Source organism: Micromonospora sp. A3M-1-15, from assembly GCF_024213425.1.
Classification (GTDB): Bacteria; Actinomycetota; Actinomycetes; order Mycobacteriales; family Micromonosporaceae; genus Micromonospora; species Micromonospora chersina.
In genome coordinates, this window is record NZ_JANAVK010000003.1 from 49,028 (window position 1) to 64,572 (window position 15,545).

At 72.1% G+C, this 15,545-nt stretch carries 17 protein-coding genes; 7 read left to right on the forward strand and 10 right to left on the reverse strand.

What is annotated here, in order from left to right:
- Positions 1-14 precede the first annotated feature (14 nt).
- Positions 15-455: a nuclear transport factor 2 family protein gene (locus NLX85_RS15440; protein ID WP_254335652.1), complete on the reverse strand. Its 441-nt coding sequence runs from the start codon at positions 453-455 to the stop codon at positions 15-17.
- A 61-nt stretch (positions 456-516) separates the two neighbouring features.
- Positions 517-1,431 carry an RNA polymerase sigma-70 factor gene (locus tag NLX85_RS15445; protein ID WP_254335653.1) on the reverse strand — a complete coding sequence of 305 codons (915 nt, stop codon included), beginning with the start codon at positions 1,429-1,431 and terminating at the stop codon, positions 517-519.
- 179 nt (positions 1,432-1,610) lie between these two features.
- Between NLX85_RS15445 and NLX85_RS15450 the strand changes: the two genes are divergently transcribed.
- The gene (locus NLX85_RS15450) at positions 1,611-2,096 is read left to right on the forward strand and encodes a carboxymuconolactone decarboxylase family protein (RefSeq protein ID WP_254335655.1); all 486 of its coding nucleotides are present in this window, start codon (positions 1,611-1,613) and stop codon (positions 2,094-2,096) included.
- A gap of 81 nt (positions 2,097-2,177) precedes the next feature.
- Here the strand turns inward: NLX85_RS15450 and NLX85_RS15455 are convergent, their stop codons facing one another.
- The 5 genes from NLX85_RS15455 to NLX85_RS15475 form a co-directional block, all read right to left on the reverse strand.
- Entirely contained in the window at positions 2,178-4,556 is a 2,379-nt protein-coding gene (locus NLX85_RS15455; protein ID WP_254337450.1) for an excinuclease ABC subunit UvrA, read from the reverse strand.
- A gap of 56 nt (positions 4,557-4,612) precedes the next feature.
- Positions 4,613-5,062 carry a helix-turn-helix transcriptional regulator gene (locus NLX85_RS15460; protein WP_254335657.1) on the reverse strand — a complete coding sequence of 150 codons (450 nt, stop codon included), beginning with the start codon at positions 5,060-5,062 and terminating at the stop codon, positions 4,613-4,615.
- An 83-nt stretch (positions 5,063-5,145) separates the two neighbouring features.
- Positions 5,146-6,090 carry a TerC family protein gene (locus tag NLX85_RS15465; protein ID WP_254335658.1) on the reverse strand — a complete coding sequence of 315 codons (945 nt, stop codon included), beginning with the start codon at positions 6,088-6,090 and terminating at the stop codon, positions 5,146-5,148.
- Positions 6,091-6,251: 161 nt separating this feature from the next.
- Positions 6,252-7,103: a pyridoxal kinase PdxY gene (gene pdxY / locus NLX85_RS15470; protein WP_148425757.1), complete on the reverse strand. Its 852-nt coding sequence runs from the start codon at positions 7,101-7,103 to the stop codon at positions 6,252-6,254.
- A gap of 34 nt (positions 7,104-7,137) precedes the next feature.
- The gene (locus tag NLX85_RS15475; protein ID WP_254335659.1) at positions 7,138-7,710 is read right to left on the reverse strand and encodes a GNAT family N-acetyltransferase; all 573 of its coding nucleotides are present in this window, start codon (positions 7,708-7,710) and stop codon (positions 7,138-7,140) included.
- Between the two features lie 179 nt (positions 7,711-7,889).
- On the opposite strand from NLX85_RS15475, the gene NLX85_RS15480 reads away from it, so the two are divergent.
- Both NLX85_RS15480 and NLX85_RS33000 read left to right on the forward strand, forming a co-directional pair.
- Positions 7,890-9,308, forward strand: coding sequence for an OFA family MFS transporter (locus NLX85_RS15480; RefSeq protein WP_254335660.1), 1,419 nt, complete (start codon positions 7,890-7,892; stop codon positions 9,306-9,308).
- Positions 9,305-9,430, forward strand: coding sequence for a hypothetical protein (locus NLX85_RS33000; RefSeq protein ID WP_255509868.1), 126 nt, complete (start codon positions 9,305-9,307; stop codon positions 9,428-9,430). The genes NLX85_RS15480 and NLX85_RS33000 overlap by 4 nt, the downstream gene beginning before the upstream one ends.
- Before the next feature lie 42 nt (positions 9,431-9,472).
- On the opposite strand, the gene NLX85_RS15485 is transcribed toward NLX85_RS33000, so the two are convergent.
- Positions 9,473-10,201: an SDR family NAD(P)-dependent oxidoreductase gene (locus tag NLX85_RS15485; RefSeq protein WP_254335661.1), complete on the reverse strand. Its 729-nt coding sequence runs from the start codon at positions 10,199-10,201 to the stop codon at positions 9,473-9,475.
- A gap of 78 nt (positions 10,202-10,279) precedes the next feature.
- On the opposite strand from NLX85_RS15485, the gene NLX85_RS15490 reads away from it, so the two are divergent.
- From NLX85_RS15490 to NLX85_RS33420, 4 genes are all read left to right on the forward strand, one after another.
- Positions 10,280-11,122 (forward strand): patatin-like phospholipase family protein, encoded by an 843-nt coding sequence (locus NLX85_RS15490; RefSeq protein WP_254335662.1) that lies wholly within the window; start codon positions 10,280-10,282, stop codon positions 11,120-11,122.
- A 67-nt stretch (positions 11,123-11,189) separates the two neighbouring features.
- Positions 11,190-11,870, forward strand: coding sequence for a hypothetical protein (locus NLX85_RS15495; RefSeq protein ID WP_254335663.1), 681 nt, complete (start codon positions 11,190-11,192; stop codon positions 11,868-11,870).
- A gap of 192 nt (positions 11,871-12,062) precedes the next feature.
- On the forward strand, positions 12,063-12,374 hold the full coding sequence (locus tag NLX85_RS15500) for a hypothetical protein (RefSeq protein WP_254335664.1): 312 nt from the start codon (positions 12,063-12,065) through the stop codon (positions 12,372-12,374).
- 15 nt (positions 12,375-12,389) lie between these two features.
- Positions 12,390-12,953, forward strand: coding sequence for a GNAT family N-acetyltransferase (locus NLX85_RS33420; RefSeq protein ID WP_308210738.1), 564 nt, complete (start codon positions 12,390-12,392; stop codon positions 12,951-12,953).
- A gap of 64 nt (positions 12,954-13,017) precedes the next feature.
- Here NLX85_RS33420 and cydB read toward each other — a convergent pair whose 3' ends face one another.
- Together cydB and NLX85_RS15515 are read right to left on the reverse strand one after the other, a co-directional pair.
- Positions 13,018-14,016 (reverse strand): cytochrome d ubiquinol oxidase subunit II, encoded by a 999-nt coding sequence (cydB, locus tag NLX85_RS15510; protein ID WP_254335665.1) that lies wholly within the window; start codon positions 14,014-14,016, stop codon positions 13,018-13,020.
- 14 nt (positions 14,017-14,030) lie between these two features.
- Positions 14,031-15,443 carry a cytochrome ubiquinol oxidase subunit I gene (locus tag NLX85_RS15515; protein ID WP_254335667.1) on the reverse strand — a complete coding sequence of 471 codons (1,413 nt, stop codon included), beginning with the start codon at positions 15,441-15,443 and terminating at the stop codon, positions 14,031-14,033.
- Positions 15,444-15,545 lie beyond the last annotated feature (102 nt).

The following is a 15,545-nucleotide window of genomic DNA, read 5'->3' on the forward strand; positions in this document are numbered from 1 at the left end:
AGTACGGCGACCGGTCAGGGCTGGAGGTCGACCATTCCCTTGCCGGTCCGGACGTCCAGCGGCACGGAAACCTGGTCGTGCGCGATCAGCCACGTGTCGTTGGTCTTCTCGAAGCCGTAGGTGATCCGCACCCACATGCCGTTCGTGGCCGTGCCGTCCTTCAGGGTGCCGCTGAGCCGGCCGAACGCGTGTCCGAACGCCACGTCCTCGCCCACGGTGAGGGTCAGGTCGCGGACCTCGTACGCCACCGTCTCGAAGACCGCGAACACGTTCGCCCAGTTGCTGAGTTTCGCGTCCACCCCGACGTGCTGCAGTGGTGGCTCGACGTCGAAGGACACCACGTTCGTGGTGTAGCGCTGTCTCAGGCTGTCGAGATCCTTGTCCCGGAGCCCTTCGATGATCTTGTTGATCTGCTGGCGGATCGTGGCTTCGTCCGCATCACGCTGACTGGGCATCGTTCCCCGTACCTCTCCCCCGCGTTGGGATCTTGACGCATCCGACACTATGGCTGATGACTCAGCGGCTCAGACTTATCTCCCGCTCCATGTGCGACAGCTTCTGCGGGTTGCGCACGGCGTAGAGGCCGGTGACGAGTCCGTCGTCGATGCGCACCGCCAGGACGGTGTCGACCTCGTCGCCCTGCTGGAGGATCAGCGCCGGGTAGCCGTTGACCTCGGCCGGACGCAGCGACATGAGGGCGGCGATCCGGCCCAGGCCGGCGGCCAGCAGGCGGCCCACCTTGTCGGCCCCCACGACGGGGCGCGGGACGGCCTGCCGGACTCCCCCGCCGTCGCCCAGGAACACGACGTCCGGTGCGAGGATGTCGAGCAGGCCCTGCAGGTCGCCGGTTTCCGTCGCCTTCCGGAACGCCTCCAGGGCGTCGCGGGTCTCGGCGGCGGACGTGACCCCGCGGGGCCGGCGTGCCGCGACGTGGCCGCGGGCCCGGTGGGCGATCTGGCGGACGGCGGCCTCGTTCTTGTCGACGGCCTCGGCGATCTCGTCGTAGGGCAGGTCGAACACCTCGCGCAGGACGAACACGGCCCGCTCGGTCGGTGTGAGGGTCTCCAGCACGAGCAGCATCGCCATCGAGACGCTGTCGGCCAGCTCGACGTCCTCGGCCACGTCGGGTGCGGTCAGCAGCGGCTCGGGCAGCCAGGGGCCGACGTAGGACTCCTTGCGGCGGCCGAGGGTGCGCAGCCGGGCGAGGGCCTGGCGGGTGGTGATGCGGACCAGGTACGCCCGTTGTTCCCGCACCGTGGCGAGGTCGACGCGTACCCAGCGCAGCCAGGTCTCCTGGAGGACGTCCTCGGCGTCGGCGGCCGAGCCGAGCATCTCGTAGGCGACGGTGAACAGCAGGTTGCGGTGGGCGAGGAACGCCTCGGTGGCGGGGTCCGGGCGGTCGTCGCGTGGGGTCTGCGCCGTGCCGGCCATGGGTGGCTCCTGTTCGGTTCTCGACGGTGTCGTCCATCAGATGCCGCTGCGGGCCGTCGTGTGACACCGACGGGCGTACGGATGGCTGTGGCGGTCGTCACGTGGTCGTTGTGTCACGGGGCTCGGGGTCGGCGGCATCTCGTGGTCGTCCGGTGCGACACCATCAGGAGGGACGAGCCATGGATGCTCGATTCGACATGTTCGCCAACGAGGTCGCCGTCAAGTTCGCCAAGCGGTTCGCCAACGCCGGCCTGGTCATCCACCAGTCGTCGCTGCCGAGGTCCACGCAGGAGCTGGTGTCGCTGCGCGCCAGCCAGATCAACGGGTGCGGCTGGTGCATCGACATGCACACGAAGGAGGCCGCGGCGGCCGGCGAGACGGCGGTGCGGCTCCACCTGGTCGCCGCCTGGCGGGAGTCGACCGTTTTCAGCGAGGCCGAGCAGGCGGCGCTGGCGCTCGCCGAGGAGGGCACCCGCCTCGCCGACGCCCACGAGGGGGTGTCGGACGAGACCTGGGCGGCGGTCCGCAAGCACTACGACGACGACCAGATCGCGGCGTTGGTCGCCCTGGTCGCGCTGATCAACGCGGCGAACCGGATGGCCGTGATCGTGCACCAGCGGGGCGGCTCCTACGAGCCGGGCATGTTCGCTGCCGCGTTGGGCTGACCGGTGGGCGGACCCGGCCCGGACCGAAACGGTCCGGGCCGGGCGCTCGGTGGCGCTCGCCCGCCTCAGGAGGACACCCGGTCAGTCGCCGACGTAGGCGGCGAGGTGTTCGCCGGTGAGGGTGGGGCGGGCGGCGACGAGGTCGGCGGGGGTGCCCTCGAAGACGATCCGGCCGCCGTCGTGGCCGGCGCCGGGGCCGAGGTCGATGATCCAGTCGGCGTGGGCCATGACCGCCTGGTGGTGTTCGATGACGATGACCGACTTGCCGGAGTCGACGAGCCGGTCGAGCAGGGCGAGGAGGTGCTCGACGTCGGCGAGGTGCAGGCCGGTGGTCGGCTCGTCGAGGACGTAGACGCCGCCGGTGGTGGCCATCTGGGTGGCCAGCTTGAGCCGCTGCCGTTCGCCGCCGGACAGCGTGGTGAGGGGCTGGCCGAGGGTGAGGTAGCCGAGCCCGACGTCGGCGAGCCGGTCGAGGATCTTGTGGGCGGCCGGGGTGCGCGCCTCGCCGTCGCCGAAGAACTCCTCGGCCTCGTTGACGGACATGGCGAGCACCTCGCTGATGTCGCGGCCGCCGAGGTGGTATTCCAGGACCGAGGCCTGGAACCGCTTGCCTTCGCATTCCTCGCAGGTGGTGGCGACGCCGGCCATCATGGCCAGGTCGGTGTAGATGACGCCGGCGCCGTTGCAGGCGGGGCAGGCGCCCTCGGAGTTTGCGCTGAACAGGGCGGGCTTCACGCCGTTGACCTTGGCGAAGGCCTTGCGGATGGGGTCGAGCAGTCCGGTGTACGTCGCGGGGTTGCTGCGGCGGGAGCCGCGGATGGCGCCCTGGTCGACGGTCACCACACCGTCGCGTCCGGACACCGAGCCGTGGATCAGTGAGCTCTTGCCGGAGCCGGCCACGCCGGTGACGACGGTGAGCACTCCGAGCGGGATGTCGACGTCGACGTTCTGGAGGTTGTGGGTGTCGGCGCCGCGTACCTCCAGCCGGCCGGAGGGGGTGCGGACCGACGGCTTGAGGTGGGCCCGGTCGTCGAGGTGGCGGCCGGTGCGGGTGCCGCTGGCCCGCAGGCCCTCGACGGTGCCCTCGAAGACGACTTCGCCGCCGGCGGTGCCGGCGCCGGGGCCGAGGTCGACGACGTGGTCGGCGATGGCGATGGTCTCGGGCTTGTGTTCCACGACGAGCACGGTGTTGCCCTTGTTGCGCAGTTGCAGCAGCAGTTCGTTCATCCGCTGGATGTCGTGGGGGTGCAGCCCGATGGTGGGCTCGTCGAAGACGTAGGTCACGTCGGTGAGCGAGGAGCCGAGGTGGCGGATCATCTTGGTGCGCTGTGCCTCCCCGCCGGACAGCGTGCCGGAGGGCCGGTTGAGGGAGAGGTAGCCCAGGCCGATCTTGACGAACGAGTCGAGGGTGGCGCCCAGGGCGGTGAGCAGTGGCGCGACGGAGGGTTCGTCGAGGGCTCGTACCCAGTCGGCGAGGTCGCTGATCTGCATGGCGCAGGCGTCGGCGATGCTGATGCCGGCGATCTTCGAGGAGCGGGCGGTGTCGTTGAGTCGGGTGCCGTCGCAGTCGGGGCAGGTGGTGAAGGTGACGGCGCGTTCCACGAAGGCCCGGATGTGGGGCTGCATGGCGTCGACGTCCTTGGCCAGGAACGACTTCTGGATCTTGGGGATGAGGCCCTCGTACGTCAGGTTGATGCCCTCGACCTTGATCTTGGTCGGCTCCTTGTAGAGAAGGTCGTGCAGTTCCTTCTTCGTGAACTTCCGGATCGGCTTGTCCGGGTCGAAGAAGCCGCAGCCGCTGAAGATGCGGCCGTACCAGCCGTCGACGCTGTAGCCGGGAATGGTCAGGGCGCCCTCGTTGAGCGACTTGCTGTCGTCGTACAGGGCCGACAGGTCGAAGTCGGTCACCGAGCCGATGCCCTCGCAGCGCGGGCACATGCCGCCGGTGATGGTGAAGCTGCGCCGTTCCTTCGTGGTCTGGCCGCCGCGTTCGATGGTGACCGCGCCGGCCCCACTGATCGAGGCGACGTTGAAGGAGAAGGCCTGGGCCGAGCCGATGTGCGGCTGACCGAGGCGGCTGAAGAGGATGCGCAGCATCGCGTTGGCGTCGGTGGCGGTGCCGACGGTGGAGCGGGGGTTGCCGCCCATCCGCTCCTGGTCGACGATGATCGCGGTGGTCAGCCCGTCGAGCACGTCGACCTCGGGGCGTGCCAGCGTCGGCATGAAGCCCTGCACGAAGGTGCTGTAGGTCTCGTTGATCAGGCGCTGCGACTCCGCGGCGATGGTGCCGAAGACCAGGGAGCTCTTGCCGGAGCCGGAGACGCCGGTGAACACCGTCAGGCGGCGCTTCGGGATCTCGATGCTGACGTCCTTGAGGTTGTTCTCGCGGGCGCCCTGCACGCGGATCATGTCGTGGGTGTCGGCGGCGTGCGGCGCGGGCGACGGGGTGTCCGTCCTCATCGTGTCTCCGTCGGTGTGCGGCAGGGAGGCGTGGTGGTGGGTGACGGCCATGGCGGTCACGCTAGTTGCGGCCCCGTGGCCTTCGCTTCTCGATTTCTGACCGGCCTGGTGACCTGCTTCGCGAGGCACGCCGGCAGCTCGGCGCCGCCGCCGGCCGCCTGGGCCCGGTAGGTGCTGGGCGGCACACCGACGAGCTCGGTGAAGCGGGTGCTGAAGGTGCCCAGCGACGAGCAGCCGACCGCGAAACAGACGTCGGTGACGCTGAGGTCGCCGCGGCGCAGCAGGGCCATGGCGCGTTCGATGCGGCGGGTCATCAGGTAGGAGTACGGGGATTCGCCGTAGGCGAGCCGGAACTGGCGGCTGAGGTGCCCGGCCGACATGTTCACCCCGCGGGCGAGCGCCTCGACGTCCAGCGGCTGCGTGTACTCCCGGTCGATCCGGTCCCGGACGCGGCGCAGCCGGGCGAGGTCGCGCAGGTGCTGCGCGGCGGCGGTACTGCTGGTCACCTGCCCGATCGTGCCATGTCGCCGCCGGGGTTGCCCAGCACCGCCGCACCGCGACGGTGTCGCCCCGGCTCGGCGGCGGTCGGTCACCGCGTTGGGGCGTTCCGGCGCGCGGCCACCGCGCTCCAGGTGATGGCGACGGCCAGGGTCAGCACCACCACGGCGAGGGTGAGCCAGACCGGCAGCTTGCCCACCGGGGTCTCGGCCAGGATCAACTTCACCCCGGCGAACGCGAGCAGCACGGCCAGGCCGTAGCGCAGGCGGCCGAAGTGCCTCAGCAGACCAGCCAGGCAGAAGTACAGGCTGCGCAGCCCGAGCACGGCGAAGGCGTTCGCCGTCCAGACCAGGAACGTGTTGGTGGTGACGGCCAGGATCGCCGCGACCGAGTCGATCGCGAAAACGACGTCGGTGGCCTCGATCGCCACCAGCGCGACCAGCAGCACCGTGCCGGCGCGGCGGCCGTCGACCCGGATGGTGAAGCGGCCGTCGTGGTAGCTGGGGTCGGTCGGCACCAGCCGGCGGAAGATCCGGACGGCGATGTTGCGGTCGGGTTCGACGTCCGGCTCGCCACGGACCGCGAGGCGCCAGCCGGTCCAGATCAGGAACGCGCCGAGCACGAGCCCGGCCCAGGTCAGCCGGTCCAGCAGTTGCGCGCCGGCGAAGATGAAGACCAGCCGGAAGCCGAGTGCCCCGAGCACTCCCCAGAAGAGCACCTTGTGCTGGTATTCGGCGGGTACCCGGAAGTATTTGAACAGCAGTGCGAAGACGAAGACGTTGTCGACGGACAGCGCCTTTTCCAGCAGATAGCCGGAGAAGTACGCCACCCCGGGCCCGCTGCCGCGCCACAGCCAGATCACCAGGCCGAAGACGACCCCCGTGGTGATCCACGTCGCGCTCCAGAGCAGCGCCTCGCGGAGTTCGACGACGTGGTGGTCGCGGTGGGAGAACATGTCCACCGCGAGCATGGCGGCGATGACAGCGGCGACCGCCAGCCAGGCCCAGGCCGGTGCCGCGAACGTGGTCTCGTCCATCCGGCGTCCTCCGCATCCGCGCCGGGGCCGGGCCGGGCGCCCGTTCCGGCCGGTGCGTGGCAGCGGCGGAACCGGACTGCGTCGCTGTCGAGCCTAGGCGAGTCGTCGGTGGGCAGGCGGTGGTCCGGTGAAGTTCGCGGCCGGCGGGGTGGAGGTCGTCCTCAGCGCAGCCGGCGGGCGCCGAAGCGGGTGGGCGGGTCGGCGATGGCGTCCTGGGCGGCGACGATCTGCAGCTCCCGGGTGCCCGCGGCGAGGGTCGCCTCGAGGACGGCGAAGATGGAGTTGGTGGTGCGCTCCAGGGCCGTCTCGGGCGACCCGGTCGTGGCGAGGTGGGCCAGGTAGAGCGCGGCGGTGACGTCGCCGCCGCCGTTCGGGCTGATCGGCAGCAGCGGCGTGGTGACCGCCCAGGCGCCGGCGTCGGAGACGGCGACGACCTCCAGCGACCCGGCCGGCACGTCGCCGTGCAGGACGCTGGTGACCAGCACGTGCCGGGGGCCGGTGTCCCGGACGACGTCCACGGCGGCGAGCAGGTCGTCCAGGGTGTCGGTGCGGCGGCCGGCCAGGAACTCCAGCTCGAACTGGTTCGGGGTGACGATGTCCGCGCGCGGCACGACGGTGTCGCGCAGGTACTCGGGGATGCCGGGCCGCACGAACATGCCGCGGCCGACGTCGCCCATCACCGGGTCGCAGCAGTACACCGCGTCCGGGTTGGCGGCCTTCACCCGGGCGACCGCGTCGAGGATGACCGCGCCCATGGCCGGGTCGCCCTGGTAGCCGGAGAGCACGGCGTCGGCGGTGCCGAGCACGCCGCGGTCCTCGATCCCGGCGATCACCTCGGCGACGTCGGCCGGGGGCAGCAGCGGGCCGCGCCAGGCGCCGTAGCCGGTGTGGTTGGAGAAGTGCACGGTCAGTACCGGCCAGACCTCGTGCCGGAGCCGTTGCAGCGGGAACACGGCGGCGGAGTTGCCGACGTGGCCGTAGGCGACCGAGGACTGGATGGACAGGATCTTCACCGGGCCATCGTCGCATCCGCCGGCGCGGCCCTGGTCAGGTGTCGGTGCGCAGGCGGGCGTGCAGGTGCATGTCGTGCCAGCCGTCGGTGTGCCGGGCGGCGCCGCGCTGGGTGCCCTCGGCGGTGAGGCCGGCCCGTTCGGCCACATGGCAGGAGGCCGGGTTGGCGGTGGAGTGGCGCAGCCAGACGCGGTGCAGGCCGAGCCGGTCGAAGCCGAAGGCGGTGAGGGCGGTCAGGGCGCGGGCGGCGACGCGCCGGCCGCGGGCGGCGGGCAGCACCCAGTACGACACCTCGGCCTGGGCCTCGGGCAGGTCGAGGGCGCGCAGGCTGATCTGCCCGAGGACGCCGGCGCCGTCGGTGACGGCCCAGCCGGCGCCGGTCTCCTGCCGCCAGCGGAGCGGCCAGGAGGTGATCCGGTCGCGGGCCTCGTCGTCGGTCATGGCGCGGCAGTGCCAGCGGCGGATGGCGGGGTCGGCGTACGCGGCGAGAACGGCGGGCCGGTCCTCCGGTCGCCAGGGGCGCAGGCGCAGGTCGCCGGCGTCGAGGTCGGGTTGGGGGTGGCGGGCGAGGGCGCCGGGGCGCAGGGCCGGGGTGGTGAGCAGCGGCATGCGCCCATGATCCGCCACCACGGGCGGTGACGGCGCGGCGACGTCGGGTGCGGGGCCATGAGCTGCGCCGACCGCTCAGCTCAGGGTTTCGACCGTCCGGCGCGGGGCGGGTTTCGGCGCAGCGTGCGGCGGGGGCATGAACGGGTGGGTTTTCCGCATTCTCCGGAGAGGAAGCAGGCATGCTTTCCGCACTCGATCGTCGGCACACCGTCGCGCCGCCGGGCTACAGCCGTTGGCTGATCCCGCCGGCGGCGCTGGCCATCCATCTCTGCATCGGGCAGGTCTACGCGACAAGCGTGTACAAGAACTCCCTGATCGCGCACTTCGACACCGGGCAGACGGCGATCGGGGTGATCTTCAGCATCGCCATCGTGATGCTGGGGTTGTCGGCCGCGGTGGCGGGCACGTGGGTGGAGGCGAACGGGCCGCGGAAGGCGATGTTCGTCTCGGCGTGCTTCTGGGCGGCCGGTTTCCTCGTCGGCGCGCTGGGCATCGCCACGAAGCAGCTGTGGCTGCTGTACCTGGGGTACGGGGTGCTGGGCGGGATCGGGCTGGGGATCGGGTACATCTCCCCCGTCTCCACGTTGATCAAGTGGTTCCCGGACCGGCCGGGCCTGGCGACCGGGTTGGCGATCATGGGCTTCGGTGGCGGGGCGATGGTGGCCTCTCCCCTGTCCCGGCAGCTGCTGTCGTTCTACGACTCCGGGTACGACCCGGCGAACGCGGGCTCGACGGCGTCGGGCGGCGCGCTGGTGTGGCTGTTCCTGACGTTGGGCGTCGGCTATTTCGTGATCATGATGTTCGGGGTGTTCAACGTGCGGGTGCCGGCGGCCGACTGGCGGCCGGCGGGCTTCGACCCGGCGCGGGTGGCGGCGAAGCCGCTGGTGACCACGGCGAACGTGTCGGCGGCCAACGCGGTGAAGACCCGCTCGTTCTGGCTGCTGTGGGTGGTGCTGTTCTGCAACGTGACGGCGGGCATCGGGATCCTGGAGCAGGCCAGCCCGATGATCCAGGACTTCTTCCGGGACAACGGCACCTCCGCGGTGTCGGTGGCGGCGGCCGGCGGGTTCGTGGGGCTGTTGTCGCTGTTCAACATGGCGGGCCGGTTCGTGTGGTCGTCGACGTCCGACGTGATCGGCCGCAAGCCCATCTACCTGCTGTACCTGGGTGTCGGGATGGTGCTGTACGTGCTGCTGGCCCTGTTCGGGCAGACCGCGACGGCGCTGTTCGTGCTGCTGGCGTGCGTGATCCTGTCGTTCTACGGCGGCGGGTTCGCCACGGTGCCGGCGTACCTGCGGGACCTGTTCGGCACGTTCGAGGTGGGCGCGATCCACGGCCGGTTGTTGACGGCGTGGTCGGCGGCCGGGGTGGCCGGTCCCCTGATCGTGAACGCGTTCCTGGACGCGCAGGGCAAGCCCGGCACGTTGACGGCGGCGGCGTACCGGCCGGCGCTGTTCACGATGGTCGGGGTGCTGGCGGTCGGCTTCGTGGCGAACCTGCTGATCCGGCCGGTGCCGGAGCGGTTCCACGAGCCGGCGTCGGGCCGGGACGGTGTCGAGGATGCGCAGCCGGTGACGGCGGAGAGGAGCGGGTCGTGAACGAGCGGGTCGGTGGCGGGCAGCGGGTCCGCCTCGTGGTGTCGTGGGTGGTGGTGTCGGCGCTGCTGGGCTACGGGGTGGTGCAGACGCTGATCACGGCGGCGAAGCTGTTCACCCACTGAAGGAGTGCGGCCCGGGGACGGGATCCCCGGGCCGCCGCCGGGTCAGAGGCCGCCGGCGATGCGCAGGACGGCCCCGGTGGTGTACGAGGCGTCGGGCCCGAGGAGGAACGCGATGGCGCCGGCGACCTCGTCGGGTTCGCCGGCGCGGCCCAGCGGGATGCGGCCGGCCGCGGTGTCCGGGCGGTCGGGCGCGCCGGACAGGGCGTGGATGTCGGTGCGGATGATGCCGGGGGCGACGGCGTTGACCCGGATGCCCCGCGGGGCGAGTTCCTTGGCGAGGCCGACGGTGAGGGTGTCGGTGGCGGCCTTCACGGCCGCGTAGTGGATGTACTCGCCGGGGCTGCCGAGGGTGGCGGCCGCCGAGGAGACGTTGACGATGGCGCCGCCGCGGGACATCCGGCGGGCGGCCTGCTGGGCGCACAGGACGTAGCCGACGAGGTTGACGTCGACGACCTGGCGCAGGTCCTCGACGCGAAGGTCGGCGAAGGGCCCGATCGGGCTGGTGACGCCGGCGTTGTTGACCAGGCCGGTCAGCGGGCCCAGCTCGGCGGCCGCGTCGAAGAGCCGCTGGACCTGGTCGGGGTCGCCGGTGTCGGCGGGGACGGCGACACCGCGGCGGCCGGCGGCGCGCACGTCGGCGAGGACGGCCTCGGCGGCGGCGTGGTCGCTGCGGTAGCCGATGACGACGTCGTGGCCGGCGGCGGCGAGCCGGCGGGTGGTGGCCGCGCCGATGCCGCGCCCCCCACCGGTGACGATGGTGACGGAGGTCAATGTGTTCTCCCCTGCCCTGCTGGTGGCGCTGACGTTACCGTGATCGGCGCGGGACCCGGACGGAGAGGACGGTCACACATGACGCGGGCGCTGGTGCTGGGTGGCGGTGGGGTGACCGGGGTGGCCTGGGAGTTGGGGCTGCTGGCCGGGCTGGCCGCGCGGGGGGTGGACCTGTGCGGGGCGGAGCTGGTGGTGGGCACCTCGGCGGGTTCGGTGGTGGGCGCGCAGGTGTGCTCGGGCACGCCGGTCGAGGAGCTGTACGCGGCGCAGTTGCGCCCCGCGGGCACCGAGGTGGCGGCCCGGCTGGGGGTGGGGGTGCTGGCACGCTGGGCGTGGGCGGGCACCCGGGGGCGGGACGCGGTGCGGGCGCGGGCCCGGGTCGGGGCGATGGCCCTGGCGGCGCGGACCCCGTCGGAGCAGTCGCGGCGGGCGGTCATCGCGGCGCGGTTGCCGGTGGACGGGTGGCCGGCGCGGCGGCTGCTGGTGACGGCGGTCGACGCGGCCTCGGGTGAGTTCGTGGTCTTCGACGCCGGCTCGCCGGTGGCGCTGGTGGACGCGGTGGGGGCGAGCTGCGCGGTGCCGGGGGTGTGGCCGCCGGTCACCATCGGCGGCCGGCGGTACGTCGACGGTGGGGTGCGCTCGGCGGTGAACGCGGACCTGGCGCGGGGCGCGCAGCGGGTGGTGGTGCTGGCGCCGACGAGCGCCGGGTTCGGGCCGATGCCGCGGCTGTCGGCGCAGGTGGCGGAGTTGCGGTCGGCGGGCGCGCGGGTGGCGGTGGTGTCGCCGGACCGGGCGGCGCGGGCGGCCATCGGGCGCAACGTGCTGGATCCGGCGCGGCGGGCCGCGTCGGCGCGGGCCGGGTTCGCGCAGGCGGCCGCGGTGGCCGACGAGGTGGCGGCCGTCTGGGTCACCGGGGGTTGATCTTTCGCGTGTCGGTGCCGGCTGGTATCAAGGCAGGCATCAGACACGTGTACGGAAGAGGGCTGTGATGGCGGGCCAGGGTTTGTCCACTGACGAGGTACAGGGCATCCGGGAGGCGTTGGCGGCCGGCCGCAAGCCCAAGGTGGTGTTCACGGCGGCGGCCGGGCAGATGGCGGGCCAGCTCGGGCAGGTGGTGGAGCTGACCGATCCGGAGGTGTCCGAGGAGTTCGTGGTGGTCCGCTTCGGCCGCGACGAGCTGCCCTTCTCCCCCACCGACGTGGCGATCGCCCCGAAGGGGGCCGGGCGGCGGCCGGCGGAGCCGAAGCCGGAGCCCCCGGTCGAGGCCGCGCCGGCGGAGCCGGAGTTCGTGTTGGACACGCCGGCGGTGCCGGCGCCGCGGCGGGAGGAGCCGAGGGTGGAGCAGCAGGCGGAGCCGAAGCCGGCGCGGCGGGCGGTGAAGGCGGTGAAGCCGAAGGGCCCGGCCGGGTTGACGGTGACGCTGGCCTACGCCGACGGCGAGTGGACGGTGGCGGCGCAGCAGGGCGCCAAGGCTCTCGCCAAGCCGTACGTGGTGAAGCCGGCCGAGGCGCTGCGGATGGTGGCTCTGGTCGACGTGCCCGGGGTGCAGGAGGCGGTGGAGCAGATCCTGGCCGCGGAGCGGGCCGAGGCGGAACAGCAGGCGGAGAAGCTGCGCGCCGAGCTGGCCGAGATCGAGGCCCGGCTGGCGGAGCTGCGCGAGGCCCGCTGAGTCGTGCCGCGTGCCCCGGCCGGAAAACGCCTCGGCCGGGGCGCGCGGTGTCTGGTACGGTTCCGCGGCGTCCTCGACGGGACCGGAGGGAGGTGAGTGCCATGGCACGTACGACTGTCATGCGCTCCCACCCGGCCGCGAGGACGCCGGGGTCCTGAACCGGGGAGCGCACCGCTTCCTGGAAGGACCTTCATGACCGATCTGGTCGTTCGCCCGCTCGTCGCGGGCGAGGAACATCTCTTCGACTCCCTGCCCGACCCCGGGCTGGTCGGGCGCGCCGTGCTCGGCGAGACCTACGCCGGCGGCCGCTTCCGCCCCGAGTGGACCTGGGTGGCCCTGCGCGACCAGGTGGTGGTGGCGCGGGCCGCCTGGTGGGCCGGGCCGGACGACCCGGCGCCGCTGGCGCTGGACTGGTTCGACTTCACCGACGCGCAGGCGGCGGTCGAGTTGCTGCGCCGGGCGCCGTTGCGCGCCGAGTACTCGATCCTGCTCCCCCACCGGTGACGGGACGATCCCGCGGTGCGCGCCCAGGCGCAGGCCCGCATCGACGCCGCCACGGCGGCCGGCATGCGGGTGCTGGTGGAGCGGTACCGCTACCGCTGGACGCCCGGGTGCGGCCTGCCGGCCCGGCCGGGACGGCTGGAGTTCCGGCCCGAGCCCGACGACGCGGTGATCCTGGACGCGCTGTGCCGCATCGGCGAGGGCAGCCTGGACGCCCACTTCCGGGCCGCGGCCGCCGCCCACGGCCCGCTCGCGGCGGCGCAGGAGGACCTGGACCTGCTGCGCTGGATGCCCAGCCCGCGGGACTGGTGGCGGATGGCGTTCACCCCCGGCGGCGAGCCGGTCGGCCTGGTCGTGCCGGCCCGCAACCCCACCGCCCACGTCGTGGGGTTCGTCGGCGTGCTGTCCGGACAGCGCGGCCACGGCTACGCCTACGACCTGCTCGTCGAGGGCACCCACCTGCTGGTCGAGGCCGGCGCCGAGGAGATCGTGGCCGCCACCGACCAGGGCAACGCCCCGATGGCGGCCACCTTCGCCCGGGCCGGCTACCCGGTCGAGTGGGAACGGATCGACCTGGTCTGAACGCCCCGCGGGGCCGGTGCGACCCCCTCGCACCGGCCCCGCGTCACCCGCGCCCGCAGGCTCGTCAGTGTTGCGGGATGTTCTGTACCCCGATCCGCTTGCGGAACACCCAGTAGGTCCAACCCTGGTAGGCCAGCACGATCGGGGTGAACACCACCGCCACCCAGGTCATGATCTTCAGGGTGTAGGGGGTGGAGGCGGCGTTGGTCGCGGTCAGCGTGCCGGCGGCGTCGAGGGTCGACGGCAGCACGTTGGGGAACAGCGCGGCGAACAGGGTCGCCACGGCCAGGGCGATGGCCACGGCGGTGCCGGCGAACGCCCAGCCCTCCCGGCGTACCCGGGCGGCGGCGAGACCACCGAGCAGGGCGAGGGCCGCAGCGACGGCGAGCACGACGGCGGCCGCGCTGGAGCGGATGGTCAGCGTCCAGGCCAGGAAGGCCACCGCCACCACGGCGGTGCCGACACCGAGCTTGACGGCCAGCGCGCCGGCCCGCCCCCGGATGTCGCCGCTGGTCTTCAGGGCGATGAACACCGCGCCGTGGGTCAGGAACAGGCCCAGGGTGGTCACCCCGCCGAGCAGGGCGTACGGGTTGAGCAGGTCGACCAGGCCGCCGGCGTACTCGTGGTCGGCCGACAGCGGCACGCCCCGGAGGATGTTGGCGAAGGCGACGCCCCACAGCACCGCCGGCAGGGCCGAACCCCAGAAGATGGCCTGGTCCCAGCGGCGCTTCCAGGTCGCCTCGGGGCGCTTGTGCCGGTACTCGAAGGCCACCCCGCGGGCGATCAGGGCGAGCAGGATCAGCAGCAGCGGCAGGTAGAAGCCGGAGAAGAGGGTGGCGTACCACTCGGGGAAGGCGGCGAACATGGCGCCGCCGGCGGTGATGAGCCAGACCTCGTTGCCGTCCCAGACCGGGCCGATGGTGTTGATGAGGACGCGGCGTTCCCGGTCGTCGCGGCCCAGCACGGGCAGCAGCATGCCGACGCCGAAGTCGAAGCCTTCGAGGATGAAGTAGCCGGTGAAGAGCACGGCGACGAGGAGAAACCAGACGGTCGTCAGTTCCACGGTGGGCTCCGGGGTCAGTAGGCGAACGCCAGCGGGCGGTCGGCGTCGTCGGTGTCGGCGGGTTCGGGGGCCGGAGCCAGGTCGGGCACGCCGGCCTTGGCGTAGCGGACCAGCAGCTTGAACTCGATCACCGCGAGGGTGGCGTAGATCAGGGTGAAGGCGGTGAACGACGTGAGCACCTCGGTCAGCGAGACGCTGCGGGAGACGCCGTCGCGGGTGAGCATCTCGCCGAAGACGATCCACGGCTGGCGGCCCATCTCGGTGAAGATCCAGCCGAAGGAGTTGGCCAGCAGCGGCAGGGCCGGCATGACCAGGCCGGCGCGCAGCAGCCAGCGGCTCGACGGGGTGCGGCCCTTGCGCTGGGTCCAGAGCACGATCAGGGCGATCGCCGCGGCGGCCAGCCCGAGGCCGATCATGAAGCGGAAGCTCCAGTAGGTCACCGGGATGATCGGGGTGTAGCTGCCGGCGCCGTACTGGCTGGCGTACTGGGCCTGGAGGTCGTTGATGCCCTGCACGGTGCCGTTCGGGTCGCCGGTGCCGAGGAACGACAGCAGGTACGGGATCTTGAGCGCGAAGACCTCGCGGCTGCCGTCGAGGCTGCCGACGGTGAGCACGGAGAACGAGGCGGGGCTCTCGGTGGTGTAGAGGCCCTCGGCGGCGGCCATCTTCATCGGCTGCACCTCGGTCATGATCTTGCCCTGGATGTCGCCGGTGAACAGCACCAGCGCCGAGGAGACCAGGACCACCCAGGAGCCGAACTTCGTGGCGAAGCGGTAGGCGTCGGTGTCGGCGCTGCCGCGGTTGCGGATGACGTGCCACAGCCCCACCGCGACGATCAGCGACCCGGCGACCAGGAACGCGCCGGAGAGGGTGTGCGGGAAGGTGATCAGGGCGACCTTGTTGGTGAGCACGGCGACGAAGTCGGTCAGCTCGGCGCGGCCGGTCTCCGGGTTGATCCGGAAGCCGACCGGGTTCTGCATGAACGAGTTCGCGGCGAGGATGAAGTAGGCGGACAGGTTCGTGCCGATCGCCGCGGCCCAGATGGCGGCCAGGTGCAGGCGCTTGGGCAGCTGGTCCCAGCCGAAGATCCACAGGCCGATGAAGGTCGACTCCAGGAAGAACGCGACCAGGGCCTCGATGGCGAGCGGCGCGCCGAAGATGTCGCCGACGAAGCGCGAGTAGTCGCTCCAGTTCATGCCGAACTGGAACTCCTGCACGATGCCGGTGACCACGCCCATCGCGAAGTTGATGAGGAAGAGCTTGCCGTAGAACTTGGTGAGCTTGAGGTACCGCTCCTTGCCGGTGCGGTGCCACATCGTCTGGAGGATGGCCACCAGCACGGACAGGCCGATGGTCAAGGGCACGAAGAGAAAGTGGTAGACGGTGGTGACACCGAACTGCCAGCGGGCGACGTCCAACGCGTCCACCTGAAAACCCCCAGCTGTGCATACTACGAGACGTAGTAAATACTACTCGGCGTCGTAGAAGAATGGGCAGGGCCGCACGGCCCGAAGCGGCCCGGGACCAAT